This window comes from Rummeliibacillus pycnus (genome assembly GCF_044359855.1).
Taxonomy (GTDB): domain Bacteria; phylum Bacillota; class Bacilli; order Bacillales_A; family Planococcaceae; genus Rummeliibacillus; species Rummeliibacillus pycnus_A.
This window is the reverse complement of the sequence record NZ_CP132291.1, coordinates 3,906,512-3,920,271: the sequence shown is the minus strand read 5'-3', so window position 1 is coordinate 3,920,271 and position 13,760 is coordinate 3,906,512. Positions and strand designations below refer to the sequence as shown.

Sequence of the window (13,760 nt, the reverse complement as noted above, 5' to 3'; positions counted from 1 at the left end):
TCCACACTACGGTGTTCTTGGATAGTAAGAAAAACCAGGATACTTTACTACATTCCATTTTTCCTTTCTCAATGCACTCATTAATTCTGGTCCTACTTTTAAATTCTCGTATACTAGTTGATGAGGTGTAATTGCCATCCACTGATTCAGAGAAACATCTTGAAAACGGTCACTTTTAAACATCTCCAAAACCCATACACTTTGCTTTCCCGTGTTTTGAACATAGTGTCCCAAGGCACATGGTACATATCCTACATCACCTGCGCGGTAATCAAAAGTACGAGCTGTACCATTGGCTGCAAAGACTGTCATTCGTGCTGTCCCGGACCGCAACTTGGGTTGAAATTGGAAAGTTGTTTGAATCAACAATTCGAACTGTCCCACCTGGAAAAACTTCTGGCTCCTGTGCAAGCAAACGATGCTTAAAGGATAAAGGCACATTACCTTGGGGGTCTGTAACTTGTTGAGTTTCCAGTGAACCGGGAATAGTTCCCTGGAAAATATAAACTTATTTTTTCGGAATGTGTTTAAATGTACTTGTTGGTACACCAAAATTTGCTGATAATACATCTTTAGGAGTATGTGAGAACCCATCAGAGATAGATAAAGTATTAAGGTCGGAGAAATTACCGTCAGGGAATACGAGCAAAAACTCGCAACCTTCTTCCAACCCTTGAATCGAATGCGGTATTCCTGGAGGGAAGTACCATAAGTCGCCTACGCCAACGTCAGCAATTAAGTTCTTCCCATTCTGGTCAACCGATGTAATGCGTGCTCTACCAGCAAGCATAATAGACCATTCTGCTTGCTGATGCCGATGCAACTCACGCACACCACCCGGAGTAAGAGCCATATTAACACCAGCAATCGTGGTCGCAATCGGAAGTTGTCTAACTGTCACTTCTCGTGACCAACCACCATGATTCAACTGCATATGGGTATCGGAGAAAGAAAATTTTAGGTTAGGCAGAGTACCAGAATCTGTGGTAGGTGGGACCAACATATCGGGATCCTCAAGGTCTCGACAAATATCCCGCGGACCAATATCCCACCATCCATTACAATCTCGAATCGGTTGTGGTATGTCCGTTTTTTGATCGGTTCTCCAAAAAATCACTCCTCTAATTCTTTTACTAAGTATTCGCCACAAGTTTATAGCTCAATTTAAGATATGAATAGAATTAGGAATAACAAACATTTCCTCCCCTAACAGTTAACTGTGCTTAGTATATTAGTCTTTTTAATAAATGGTCTTTAAAAATGTTCCCTGCTCAAAATAGTACATTTGTTTGCTTTAATTTATATTATAGAGCGGTAGTTCTTATAAAAAAAATACCCCCTCATTACATTGGATGACAGGGCTAGTGGTTAACTTTATAAAAAGCAATTTGATTTTTATTAACATTGAAGTGAGGTAGGAGATAATGTAAAGAAGAGAAAGTTTTTAGGTAAAGAATAAGAAATAAATACATGAAAAGTATTTGTATATATAACTCATCCCTTACATTAATAGCTTATGCAAAACTAAATTAATGCTTAGGTTTGTCACCTAATTCACATTTTAAAATGTAAAAACAATTTGACATTTATAAATAACTGCATATAATAAAAATGTAAAAATGTTTTTACATAAAAGAGGCATTAAGGTGGTTTAGATTGGAAAATAATATTAGAAATATACGAAAAAATATGAAACTCTCGCAAGAAGAACTTGCTAATAAATGTGGGGTTACAAGGCAAACCATCAATGCTATTGAAAACAATAAATACGATCCTACATTAACATTGGCATTTAAGTTATCCATACATTTAAACACACAAATTGAAAACTTATTCTTTTATAAGGAGGAGTAAAAATGAGATTTCAAAAAGCTGATGAAATGGAAAAGTATCAAAGTGATCAATCCGCAAAAAATGGATTTATTTTTTATACAATCTCTTTATTGATTTGGTCTTTATATGATTTATTTATAAAAGGTAACTCGGGTTGGCAATTTACCATATTATTATTCGGTAATGCTGTTTATTTTTGGTCAAGATTGATTTTCAACAGAAAAATGAACACGTAAATGGAATATAGAATATGTAAATCAAAAAGCCCTTACCAATGATGGCAAAGGGCTTTCTTAAATTTATTTCAATTTATTTTTCTGACCTACATAAATTAGATTTGGATTTTCATATTAAAAAAAGTCAACAATTGAGTTGACCTTTTTATTGAAATCGTTATTATTTTCTCTTTATGAGGCAGTTGGAATTGTTGTTGTATTCACAGGTGTTCCTGCATCATTTTCTGTTGATTACTCTTCATCTACTGAATCAACTTGTTCACCATCATCTTCCGAATTAGCTTGTTCATTGTTATCTTGTTCTTGTGAATCAGCTTGTTCATTGTTATCATCTGATTTTGGTTCTGTAGTTGTCGTTTCATGATCCGTTTTTGGTGTTGTAGATTGTTCAGCTAAAGATTTTACTCGTTTAATTTCATCTGTAGCCAGTTGTTGAAGTTCTTTAGATTTCGTTGATAAGATTTCATAATCTGATGCATTTAATCTATTTTTTCTTTTATCAGATGATAGTTGTTTGTCAATCGCACGAAGCTTATTGATTTCGGCTTTCAATTTTCCTGTATAACTTTTATATTTTTTAGTTGCTACTTTCTTGCTTAAATCTTTATCTACTGTTCCATCTTCACTTACAGCAAAAAATGAGTTTATAGATTTAGAAAGCTTGGTAATAGTAGAGTCAACATTATTTAAGCGTTTTTCAACTGTTTTACTGAATTTAGATTTAGAAACTGTTTTGTTCTTTAATTCTTTTTTACTTTGATTTTTTTGATTTTTTTCACTTTGATCTTTTTTATTTTGATCTTTTTTATTTTGATCTTTTTCTTCTTTCTCATTTTCTCCAGTATTAGAATTTTCAACTTCTTCTTGGACTTGTCCTTTTGGCTGATGTTCTGACTTTCCATGATCTGAGCCTTTCGCGCTTGCGAATGAAGCTGAACCTAAAACTAAACTAATTGCTACTGCACTGGATAAAATTTTTGTATACACTTTTGTTTTCATTACCTTTTCCTCCTAATGGGTAACGGCAGCTGGCTGGCATAGATTACTCCTTAGCCCCGATAGCTTTGTGACATCAGATTTCCCTGATTGTACCTTTATTTTTAAATCATTTAATTTATCGGTGTTATTATGAAAAGTTTAAAGAAAGAAATTTATTTTTTGATTACGTAACAACTATTCATATGTACACACTATTTTGGGGTTACTTACATAATTTAAATAGTAACTGGAGAATAGCTGAGGGAGGCTTGGAAATGGCTAACAGAAACAACTATCGAAATGGTCAAAATGGGGAATCGCCAGAACTTATTGCTGCTAGACTAGCCTTTATTGGAGCAGCACTCACTACTTTAGGTGATGGAATAACGACCATCGCTACAGGTATTACATTGCAGGAATTAGAAAATCAACATAATCAAAATAATCGAAACAACCAAAACAACCAAAATAATCAAAGCAGCCAAAACAATCAAAGTTCAAGAAAGCAAGATGAGCAGTCTAAACAAATAGAAAGATTGCAAAAGCAAGTGGATCAATTGACTAGACAAATGGCAAGAAAGTAGATTATTGAATTTAAAAGAAATAATTAAATCTCTTATTTTTATAAATGAACCAGAAAACCATGATACTTTATTCAAAAAGTTTCATGGTTTCATTTTTTTCAATATGCAATTAAATGATCTCGCTTTCTCTACGAATTACCGGAACAATCGCTAGAACATGATCGATTTTAAAAGTGCGCTGTGCATTTTTTAGGAAACAATAGGCTATGAATGTATCATCGGTTATTTTCATGATTTTCACTCGTCTTTTCGTGATTTCACCTGTTTTGGACATATACATAATGTTCACTAACTGATTACGATTCATCGCTTTTACCAGCTGTTCTTTCAGAATGCGACCTCCTCTTATTCTTCTATATAGAATATACGTTCTGTCCGAAGGAATAATGAATGTAGATTGCATATAACCAGCATAAAAATGCGTAGTTTCATATTATTTTAAATGATAAATGTAGCCCGCCATCAACACTTTTGTTAAAAGAGCCAGGTGTAACCCCTTTTACTTATTTTTTTATAGTTAAATCAACTCTACTATTTATTATATTGTTACTCTAATTATTTTAATCCTTTTTCCTTCAATAGCTTTTCTTGTTCTTTTGCTTTAGTTGTGACAATATAGCTATTTTTCCAAACGCCATACATTACGAAAAAGAATGGAACTGCAGTGACCAACACTTGATTAAAGGCATTAATGGATTCTTGCGTAAACCACTTAAACGTAACCCCGATTGATTGTAAAAATAAGAAAATTGCTGATAGCATTCCTCCAAACAAAGCTATACACTGTTTTAACTTGTCTGCCGTCATAGTACTCCCTCCTTTCCTTCTTTCTACCGCTAGTTAATGCGTAATTTATTTGGTTTGTCATTTTGACACTTTTTTTCGCCCCTCCATCATTAGATACTATTCGTTCTAAACAACCAAAATACGTCATATGCTATAGAAAAATCAAAAGATAGTTTAAAATCGATTTTCCAACTTATTTGTCACCAATTTACGAAAATTGTAGGGAAATCTATTTTGATTCCATGTATTTAAATTTTTATTGTCCTTTTTATTGGAGTCACTTAAATGTAATTTGAATAATAACTCAACATAAATGAGGTATGTGAATGAAAGAGAATAAACAATATAATAGGCCTCTAGAACAGGACATCAAAAATTCTGATAAGCTGGATTTACTCTCAGGAGTTATCACCACATTGGGTTATGCTGTCGGGGTTTTGTCTACGCTAGCAGCGATAGAGGAAAAGCAAGAAAACCCAAAGGAAAATGTACAAATTCAACAAGAACATTTACGTCAATTGAATCAAATGCAACAGCAACTTGACCATTTGACAAGGCAAATAGCTTTAATAGAACGGAGGACGCGTTAATATTGCATTCATAATCATTTATATGTCTTGCTTCAAAGAATCATTTCATTTTTCATTTTGAAAACTCGTAGTATCCACCATTAAACTATGCAATAATAAACCGATTAATAACTCTTGATGTTCAACAAAATCAAAAAACAAACGCGGAACTAATGATTTTTTAGTTCCGCGTTTGTTTTGGTTATATTGGATAATTAATAGATATATATTGAATTATGTATTGTAATTAGGGCTCGTTTGATATTCAAATGTCCTATAAAATATTTGAAGGAAAACGGAGTGATTTGATCTGAAAAAACCAATCGGGGTATCCCTCATAAGCTATTTTTACATTTTTGGTATAGCTGCATTAATATTCATCACGTTTTTCTATCACCAAATTGCATACAAGTTTGGTTTTGCAGAACGATTTGGCTTTCCCGATTTTCCAGAAGAGTTATTCAGAGTTCTATTGGCCATTGTTACTTTAATAGTAATTTATGGCTATATGAATTTAAAAGCATGGGGATTTTGGCTAATGATTTTATATTCTTTAAGCTTTGGGATTGTTAGCTGTCTTTTATTACTCTCCTATAATAAACAGCTGTTCATCGGAAATTTTATTTGGTCAGTAATCGTTTTAATTTATTCGATTTCTGCGCACAAATCTTTCTTCAATACAAAAAATATTAAGAAAGTAAGATAGCAAATTTACTTCAAATGATTTACAAACACTATTTCAAATATTCACCTGACTCAAGATACACTTTGATAAATTGCATGCATGCTTCTTGCTCTCGAAAGCATTCATGAAAAACATCTGATTGTAACATTTCAAAAAAGCGCTCAGTTTTTCTAATCGAAATGTTGGAAAAGGTAATTTCTTGCCCAGGTAATAAGCTATTTATTTGTTCATTTATTGACATTAAGTTCGCTTGTTTATCCACATATTCAAATAAATCCAATTGATGACTCATTAGACAGACCACTCCTTATCTATAACATTCTATGGATATTCTTTTTTTCCTGCTTGTTATCTATTCTTACCTTATTAAAATAGACAGGTTACTACATTTGCCCAATTTCCATAAGGTGATTATAAGAGGTGATAGGAAATTAAATGAATACATGTTTGCTGGCAAAAACAGAGCTCTGTACTGAATGATCTATAAAGGGCAATGGACGGAGGACATGGTGCAATTAGTTACTATGAAGTATTGGCTAATCTGGCTCCTTGTATTTTATGATAATTTTCCTTAAGTAAGTTAATTTCAATCACTTCAATGTGGCTTGTAGATAAACAATACACTAAATAATCAATCATAAGAAAACCGTCACATTCATCATTTGTGACGGTTTTCATTATCTATAATGTTGGAAATATCTATTTGCCCATAAAAGGTTTTAACGCATTAACCCATATAGCATAACCTTCGCCATTTAAGTGCAGACCATCACTTGTATATTTTGAATCCAATTGATCACCTTTTAAAAATTGATCGTAAATATTGACCATTGGAATTTGATGTTTACTTGCTAATTCTTGAAGGCCTTCATTTAACTTAATTATTTGCGAATTGCGAACTCGATAACCATATAGTTCATTATTTACTGGTAAAACGGACGTGATGATTATTTGGGTATTTGGACTTTTTTCTTTAATAGTTGATAATATTTTATCGTAATTTTTTAATGTTTGGTCTTCAGAATAACCTTTTGCAATATCATTGACGCCAATCATTAATACAATACGTTTTGGTTGACCGCTTGTGATTGTTTCTAATCTTTTTAACAGGCCAATTGTTGTATCTCCACCGATACCACGGTTTAATATTGGCTCAACTGGAAACTCTTCTGCCCATTCATTGTATAAAATCATGCTATCACCTAACATAACGGTTGACTCTTTTGTAACAGTCAATCGTTCAAACAATGTTTGTCGTTGTTCATAGTGAGCAGGTCGCAATACAACAGAATCTAAAGTTGCCTCTTTTTTGTCCATTTTCATTTTCATGTCTGCAAAGCTATTTGATTGTACAAATACCGTGATCAAAATAGTCAAAAGAATTATGTTTACGATAAATGAGATTCTCAATCTTTTTTCCATATGAATCACCTTCTTACATTTTTTTCAGTCACATTTGTAAACATTTTTACACTAATACTTTATTTTATCTTTTTAAGTTCCTTTAAGCGAATAAAAACCTTATTTTTTTCATTTAACATTTACGAATGTTATATAATCTACTATTCCTTGTACAATTGCCCTACCTTGTTCATATAAACGTTGATCATCTCGCAACTTTTTGATGTCTATTATAGAATCCATAAATCCTCCTTCAATTAAAATGGCAGGCATTTCTGTTTCTCTTAAAACATAGAAATCTGCTTCTTTTATTCCTCTATTTTTTAGTGACATTGCAGCTACCACTTTCGGATGTATATGCCGAGCTAACAGTGCAGACTTAGGATTATTTACTTTAGGCGTCATGACAAACGTTTCTACACCGGTCCACGTTCCCCAATTTCCGGTACTTGCATTATGATGGCTAGAAATATAAATATCAGCTTTCTTCTTATTTGCAATCTGAACGCGATTGTATAAACTACGATCGGTTTTCCCCGTATGATCGTCTACTCGAATGCATTTCATCATTGGATATTTACCTAATTCATTCAATATAGCTTGCACAACTTTATTATTAAAATTCCATTCCCTCTCTCCATCTGGCGATTGTTTTCCATGTGTAAATTCCCCATGTCCTGCGTCGATTGCAATGACCCAATTATTCTTCATTAAAATTCCCCCTTTTTATATTAAATAGAGGGAATTTTAATAAAGTAGACAATAAAAAAAATCCTACAGAAAACAAAATGTATTTTGTAGGATAATTGAAAACATATTAGAACTAGGAATCATAAATTATCGTAAATTCAAATTAGATTCACCAACTTGATTTTGCACAAAATTTAAAGTTAATACTTATAGCAAGTATACCTTGTTTATTCAAATTCATAAATTCGACATTGCATTGATTATCAAAATTAATTTTATAGTACGTTTATCTTTTTCGCCATTATTCTCCATTTCAATTCTCGACAATTATAGTGTATAGAGTAAAAAAAGCAAATCCTTAAGCCCAAGATTCTTTATTTTAGATGAATAGTAATGACTTGCTTATCCATTTCGACATAATCCTCTTCCTCTGGAAAATGAACAGATGATGGGACATAACAAGGAATCAGGTAAACAGTTGATGCTTCTTTTGTCGCTTCTTCTGTTACTTCTTCTGCTGTTTCTTTTGTTGCTTCTTTTGGAATAGCTACAAATTGCATATAGCTGTCTGGTTCGTTTTTTACTTTATTTTGAATTCGACCATTTTGTATTCGATACTTAGTTCCTAAATCATCGGCCATTTTGAAATATAATTGATATGCATCTGCTTTATCTGGATCATATATATCTGCATTAAATGTTGTTGTAGTTGGTGATACAACTACATTTTTTATATAGGCATATTGTTTATTTGGTAAGTTAACACGTTTATTAATCGTATACGTTTTTGTATTCTGTATCAATTTGGTTGTAGAGATTTTAAAGTCAAAATCCCATGATACTCTATCTGAAAGGTAAATATTATTGTATTGTAGCTGGATTTGCAATGTTTCCGATTGAACTTTTGGAATAGTGTAATTCACATTAATTTCATAAGATTTATCAGCACTTTTTGAATAATCTATTGTACCTTGCATAGGATTAATCTTTTCACCATTTAAAAATAATAAAGGTGCATCCTCAATCTCGCCAAGTGATTTGGAAGGTTTAAATTTTAATTTTATATATAAATTTTGTGCATCAATATTAACTGTTTCCACAGTCATAGTTCCTTCATCCTTTTTAACTGTTTGGTTAACTATTGTTGTATAAGGATCATCTTCAGTTGCTTTTAGAATGTCAGTTTTTTCAACAATTTCTCGTGTGGTGTCAGATGAATGATTTATTGATGAATCAGATGGGAAATGGGTTAATATCAACATTACGACAGTTGCAATAACTCCACATGTAGCTGTAGCTGATAAAATATTCCGTTTATAAATATCTCTTTTGGGTTCTATTTTTGCTTGCAATCGTTTTTTGATTTGTTTCTGCTCAAAATTAGTAAGTGGAGAATCATCATACGCTGAAGTATCTAGTTTTATAAGATTGAATATTTGATAAAGAGATTTCATTATAGACCCTCCCCAAAGATTTTATTTTTTAATCCTTTTAGCTTCTTGCGCCCCCGCGATAATCTGTTATATATAAATGATTTTTCTAGCTGTAGCTCTTGAACGATTTCATTTGTTCCCTTTTCTTCTAAATAATATTTTTTAAATATAGCTTGATCCTCATCCGATAAATATGACAGTAAATTATGTACTTCCGCTGATAGATCCCTTTGTATCTGACTAAGCTCCGGTATTTCTTCAACTAAACTTTGTCTTTCTATTTCTTTTATATGCTTTCTTAATCGATCAATCATTTTATATTTACTTATGGTGGCAATCCAATTTTTTAGTGAGCTTTTGGATGAATCAAAGTGATCGATATTTTGCCAAATACCGAGGAATACATCGTCCACACATTCTTCAATATCTTGTTTTCTCGATAACTTTTCACTAATAATACACTTAATCATGCCCCCATATTGAGCAATGATGTAATTAAGTGCTAGCTCATTTTGTTTTTTTAATTGCTGCACTACATTTTGTTCTGTTATCTTCATAAGCCACTCCTTTAAAATAAATTCTATCTTTGAATTCGAATCAATTTGAAAAAAACTATCAATAGTAAAAAAATTTTACGATTTATGTATTTTCTTTAATATAATTTCGTACGCTGTTTTTCACATCACTCATCTGAATTCGACATATTTTTCTCTATACTACTATTTGTTTCAAAATTCGACTTCTGATTTACTTTTTAGTTAAATGTTTTTTTCGCTATTTTTCTCCAATCCAGCATTCGACAAAAATCAATTTGTTTGGTTTCAAATAATACGAAGGATTTTCAATTTACCAAAAAAGAAGATCTGCAAACAGAAATTTTAAGATACTTTGTATCGTCAAAAAAGCCGAACCACATATTCGTAGCTCAGCCTTTTAAATATAAAAATCTCCAATATACAGGTTACATTTCCCAGTATTATGTTAACTAAATATTGAGATAATTGAAATCCCAAGATATAAACTAACTTAAATAGTGTTTCATAAAAAACTAGTCTATCTCGTTAATTGAACGCATCTATTTTAAAAAAATTATTCTTTAATCCACTCCAACAATTCAATACGATTGCCAAATGGATCAAAAATATAGATTCTATTTGCGCCAGGAAGTAATTCATCTTCTACATACTCCACTTGGTTCTTTGAGAAATATATTTTTAATTCTTCAATATTGTCTATTTCAAATGCAGGATGTGCTTTTTTAGATGGAGAAAATGGTTCTTCTATTCCTATATGCACTTGAATATTTCCAGATGCAAACCAAACCCCACCGTTTTTCTTTAATGTTTCTGGTTTTTCAACCTCTTCAAAACCTAAAATATCCTTGTAAAATTTACGAGCAATTTCTTCACTACCTTTTGGAGCTGCTAATTGAATATGGTCAATTGATTTAAAAAGAAATGACATATTGATCTTCCCCTTTTGTTTTAGTGAGGTCCCTTACTTCATTCTATTACCAATCACTACCATAAGTAAATTTTATATTGTTTATATTTTGTTATAAGTAAATCTTATTGAATTGTAATTTTAGCATTTGGACATCTTTTTGAAAGGATTTCCATGAACTCATCTCGATCTTTAGGAGAAATAACTACATTTTGATACTGTCCATATTCAATATCAAGCCTTTTTAATGACAAAGCCGGGCTTGATAATGGATTCATCGTTTTCTTTATAGATTTGATACTTTCAAATGGAATTATCTTTTTAAAAGGTCCATATCTGATAATTAAGTTGTCCTCTTCTAAAAGATAGAATGTAGTAAGCCATAGCCACAGTATCAAAATGGGTAATAAAAAGGTCAAAGTCATGGTGAGTAATAATTCACCGAGCGAAGGTGTTTCTTTAATAATTGCATACCCTCCACTACAAATAGAAAAAAGCATTGCTGTCCATACGATTACAGTTAACCACCAATCATTTTTTGAAGTAAATTTCAAAAAGATCTCTCCTATCATGATTTATATATATGAATCAATATCATAAGTGCTTCTCTAGTTAAAAAATACGAATATTTTCTAAATAAACAACTCAATAATTTGTATAATATTTCATTTCTAGTATTTACTTAGTATGCCGCTTTAGATGGCGCTTTCCGCGGGCGAGCGTTGAGCCTCCTCGGAAGCCCGTACCGTGCTTCACTGCGGGGTCTCACCTATCTCGCTATCCCGCAGGAGTCGCCATCTTCCGCTTCTGAGACAATGTTCTAATAGATATGTCGTATAACAATGGCCCATTTAATGTTCATGTTTATTATCAAATCTTTGAATTATGATAATGATTCATATAACTATACAAAGCCGAATGCAAATCGATTTCAATTTTATTCCAGATATTATCCTTGTATGATGTAAAATTATTGAGTTTATATTAATTGGATTTTTAATATCTTTATAAAATAACAAAAACCGCCCTTAAAAATAAGGGCGGCCTTCGTCATCTTGTACTGATTGGTTAAGTTTATTTCTGGAAATGTTATGGAGTTTGATTATTATTTTTATTTTTATAAGTGAATTGAATTCATTAAAAGAATTTATTGTTTGAATTATTTTTCTTTAGATATGTCCTTGTTTATTCTTAACCTAAGTTAAGTGGAAAAATAGTCTATTCTAGTAGAAATTATATGAACTATTTACTTGCAATAGGAATTAAATTTGTAAATAATTACAATTCATCAACATTATTTAACGTAATGAACCTCATCATATTTAATAATAGATAAACTGTTTGAATTAGCATTCAACCATTTATTAATACTTACACTTATATAATACTGCTCCCATCAAAAAATAGTCTTAATAATTTTTACAAATTTCCGAACAATATTGAACTTATTATTTAGAATAAAGCACTTAGGATTACTCAGTCGTACTATTCACCAATTCAATTATTGAAGCTTCTATTTTATGCTCAATCTCTTCAACAATCTTGAAATTCACGTACCTTTTATAAATATCCTCTAACTGTTCATGAGATTTTTTTGCGTCAGCTAAATATGCTGTCCCCTCATTCATTTTTTCTCTGTACCTAGCTGAAATAGTGGTAATTTGATCCTCATACATTTCATCCGTTTCTGGATAAATTGCTACATTGTATAAATCAATTATTTCATCGCCTTCACGATTTGGGAAGTACTCATGTGGTGCCGTACTATCGAAGATGGCTATACCAAGTTCACGGAATATCAGCATATCTAAGCTGTTTGGATCAAAACCACAATGATATATTTCGACATCGAAACCATTACTTTCTGCTGTTTCAGCTAATTTTTTCAATAAGGTTGATTTTCCTGAACCTGGTCTACCCTTTAAAAAATATCGTTTGCGAATGTCTTCAGTTAAATTTGGAATGAAGTCAACTGCTCCCTTTGGTGTAGCTGCTCCTAAAAATCGATGTCGGACATTTGATTCCTTATTTAAAGTGATTTCTCTAAAGAAGAATGATTCAAGCTCTTCTGTCAAACTATTTAATTTTTCATAATCCATATTCGATATATAAATTGATTCCCATTCATCGTGAATAGCTAACGCATCTGCAAATGCCTGATAGGCTGCAACGTACGCTTCTTTTTTCTCATTGATAAGATGAATGATCGCATCCTTTTTGGCACTCAGTTGCTGCGAATCCCACGCAACTCCTAAATTTACATATTCCTCGATTGCTCCAGGTGCCTTTGGTTCAATGATATGTGGTGCCGTTCCATCTACAATCCCTACTTTTATAGCAGGAAAAATGATGCCATCAATTGAGTCAGAATCTGAAGAACAATGAATGTATTCCACATCATATCCTTTTTCTTGAAATGCACTCGCTAAATTTTTCATCAAAGTTGATTTTCCGTTTCCAGGACCACCTTTTAATATGAACACCTTTTCTAACACAGCAAAATTGGAATCAAATTGGCTGTAAAATCCTTTTGCTGTATTTCCTCCTGCAAAGTAATGCAACTCTTTTCCTTTCACGTCCAACAATTCTCCTCTCAAACGAGATGTGTTCTATAAGATTAAATTATGCGAAGTGGAAGTCATAGGTGATTGCCTACTTTACATGAAATTGGAGTTTATTAGAATTATTAAATCAAATGAACCTTTTTTCCATAAAAAAAAAAGAAAGAACCCTTTTGGTTCCTTCTTTTCCATGTACAATTCTAAAATTCGATATCTTGGAGTAATATTATAACAAAAAATTACATTTTTCCCTATTTTAATATTTTAGTATGTGCGATATGGGTAATGAGTGTGATGATAGTGTGGATAGTGACCATGATGATGCGCTGGGTAATGTACTGGATATGGTGTATGATAATGGTGGTAATTATGGTAGTGGACTGGGTGTGTGCCATAATGATGCATTCCGGGGTACATTCCATGCTGCATTCCGTGGTGATAACTTCCTTGTGGGTACATGTTAACCATTGAATCACTCCTTCCTTAAGCATTATATAAGTATTATATGAATTAAATAATAATATACCGAGTATTACTGCCTAGCTTTTTTATTAAATCCAA

At 32.0% G+C, this 13,760-nt stretch carries 16 protein-coding genes, 1 pseudogene and 1 riboswitch; of the genes and pseudogenes, 4 read left to right on the top strand and 13 right to left on the bottom strand.

Annotated features, from left to right (window positions below):
* Positions 1 to 6: 6 nt before the first annotated feature.
* A pseudogene (locus Q8X41_RS19105) lies at positions 7 to 1,114 on the bottom strand (cupin domain-containing protein).
* 542 nt (positions 1,115 to 1,656) lie between these two features.
* On the opposite strand from Q8X41_RS19105, the gene Q8X41_RS19100 reads away from it, so the two are divergent.
* The gene (locus Q8X41_RS19100) at positions 1,657 to 1,854 is read left to right on the top strand and encodes a helix-turn-helix transcriptional regulator (RefSeq protein ID WP_397537813.1); all 198 of its coding nucleotides are present in this window, start codon (positions 1,657 to 1,659) and stop codon (positions 1,852 to 1,854) included.
* A 2-nt stretch (positions 1,855 to 1,856) separates the two neighbouring features.
* Positions 1,857 to 2,069 (top strand): hypothetical protein, encoded by a 213-nt coding sequence (locus Q8X41_RS19095; protein WP_397537812.1) that lies wholly within the window; start codon positions 1,857 to 1,859, stop codon positions 2,067 to 2,069.
* 231 nt (positions 2,070 to 2,300) lie between these two features.
* Here Q8X41_RS19095 and Q8X41_RS19090 read toward each other — a convergent pair whose 3' ends face one another.
* On the bottom strand, positions 2,301 to 3,068 hold the full coding sequence (locus Q8X41_RS19090; protein WP_397537811.1) for a hypothetical protein: 768 nt from the start codon (positions 3,066 to 3,068) through the stop codon (positions 2,301 to 2,303).
* Positions 3,069 to 3,089: 21 nt separating this feature from the next.
* A riboswitch (cyclic di-GMP riboswitch) is annotated at positions 3,090 to 3,172 on the bottom strand.
* Positions 3,173 to 3,322: 150 nt separating this feature from the next.
* On the opposite strand from Q8X41_RS19090, the gene Q8X41_RS19085 reads away from it, so the two are divergent.
* Positions 3,323 to 3,631 carry a translation initiation factor 2 gene (locus Q8X41_RS19085; protein WP_397537810.1) on the top strand — a complete coding sequence of 103 codons (309 nt, stop codon included), beginning with the start codon at positions 3,323 to 3,325 and terminating at the stop codon, positions 3,629 to 3,631.
* A 109-nt stretch (positions 3,632 to 3,740) separates the two neighbouring features.
* Here the strand turns inward: Q8X41_RS19085 and Q8X41_RS19080 are convergent, their stop codons facing one another.
* Together Q8X41_RS19080 and Q8X41_RS19075 are read right to left on the bottom strand one after the other, a co-directional pair.
* Complete coding sequence (locus tag Q8X41_RS19080) at positions 3,741 to 3,938, bottom strand: transcriptional regulator (protein ID WP_397537809.1); 198 nt, start codon at positions 3,936 to 3,938, stop codon at positions 3,741 to 3,743.
* Positions 3,939 to 4,186: 248 nt separating this feature from the next.
* A complete protein-coding gene (locus tag Q8X41_RS19075) occupies positions 4,187 to 4,438 on the bottom strand; it encodes a phage holin (protein ID WP_397537808.1) in 252 nt (83 codons plus the stop codon).
* Between the two features lie 305 nt (positions 4,439 to 4,743).
* On the opposite strand from Q8X41_RS19075, the gene Q8X41_RS19070 reads away from it, so the two are divergent.
* A complete protein-coding gene (locus Q8X41_RS19070) occupies positions 4,744 to 5,007 on the top strand; it encodes a hypothetical protein (protein ID WP_397537807.1) in 264 nt (87 codons plus the stop codon).
* Positions 5,008 to 5,720: 713 nt separating this feature from the next.
* Here the strand turns inward: Q8X41_RS19070 and Q8X41_RS19065 are convergent.
* The 9 genes from Q8X41_RS19065 to Q8X41_RS19025 form a co-directional block, all read right to left on the bottom strand.
* Positions 5,721 to 5,963 (bottom strand): hypothetical protein, encoded by a 243-nt coding sequence (locus tag Q8X41_RS19065; RefSeq protein WP_397537806.1) that lies wholly within the window; start codon positions 5,961 to 5,963, stop codon positions 5,721 to 5,723.
* A gap of 407 nt (positions 5,964 to 6,370) precedes the next feature.
* Positions 6,371 to 7,093, bottom strand: a complete 723-nt coding sequence (locus tag Q8X41_RS19060; RefSeq protein ID WP_397537805.1) for a GDSL-type esterase/lipase family protein — start codon at positions 7,091 to 7,093, stop codon at positions 6,371 to 6,373.
* 108 nt (positions 7,094 to 7,201) lie between these two features.
* Positions 7,202 to 7,783, bottom strand: coding sequence for an N-acetylmuramoyl-L-alanine amidase (locus tag Q8X41_RS19055; protein ID WP_397537804.1), 582 nt, complete (start codon positions 7,781 to 7,783; stop codon positions 7,202 to 7,204).
* A 353-nt stretch (positions 7,784 to 8,136) separates the two neighbouring features.
* Positions 8,137 to 9,216, bottom strand: coding sequence for a hypothetical protein (locus tag Q8X41_RS19050; protein ID WP_397537803.1), 1,080 nt, complete (start codon positions 9,214 to 9,216; stop codon positions 8,137 to 8,139).
* On the bottom strand, positions 9,216 to 9,752 hold the full coding sequence (locus Q8X41_RS19045; RefSeq protein ID WP_397537802.1) for a sigma-70 family RNA polymerase sigma factor: 537 nt from the start codon (positions 9,750 to 9,752) through the stop codon (positions 9,216 to 9,218). Before Q8X41_RS19045 ends, Q8X41_RS19050 begins: the two co-directional genes overlap by 1 nt.
* A 532-nt stretch (positions 9,753 to 10,284) precedes the next feature.
* Complete coding sequence (locus Q8X41_RS19040) at positions 10,285 to 10,659, bottom strand: VOC family protein (protein WP_397537801.1); 375 nt, start codon at positions 10,657 to 10,659, stop codon at positions 10,285 to 10,287.
* Positions 10,660 to 10,763: 104 nt separating this feature from the next.
* Entirely contained in the window at positions 10,764 to 11,192 is a 429-nt protein-coding gene (locus Q8X41_RS19035; RefSeq protein ID WP_397537800.1) for a PH domain-containing protein, read from the bottom strand.
* 918 nt (positions 11,193 to 12,110) lie between these two features.
* Positions 12,111 to 13,214 (bottom strand): PRK06851 family protein, encoded by a 1,104-nt coding sequence (locus Q8X41_RS19030; RefSeq protein ID WP_397537799.1) that lies wholly within the window; start codon positions 13,212 to 13,214, stop codon positions 12,111 to 12,113.
* 249 nt (positions 13,215 to 13,463) lie between these two features.
* Positions 13,464 to 13,667, bottom strand: coding sequence for a hypothetical protein (locus tag Q8X41_RS19025; protein WP_397537798.1), 204 nt, complete (start codon positions 13,665 to 13,667; stop codon positions 13,464 to 13,466).
* Positions 13,668 to 13,760 lie beyond the last annotated feature (93 nt).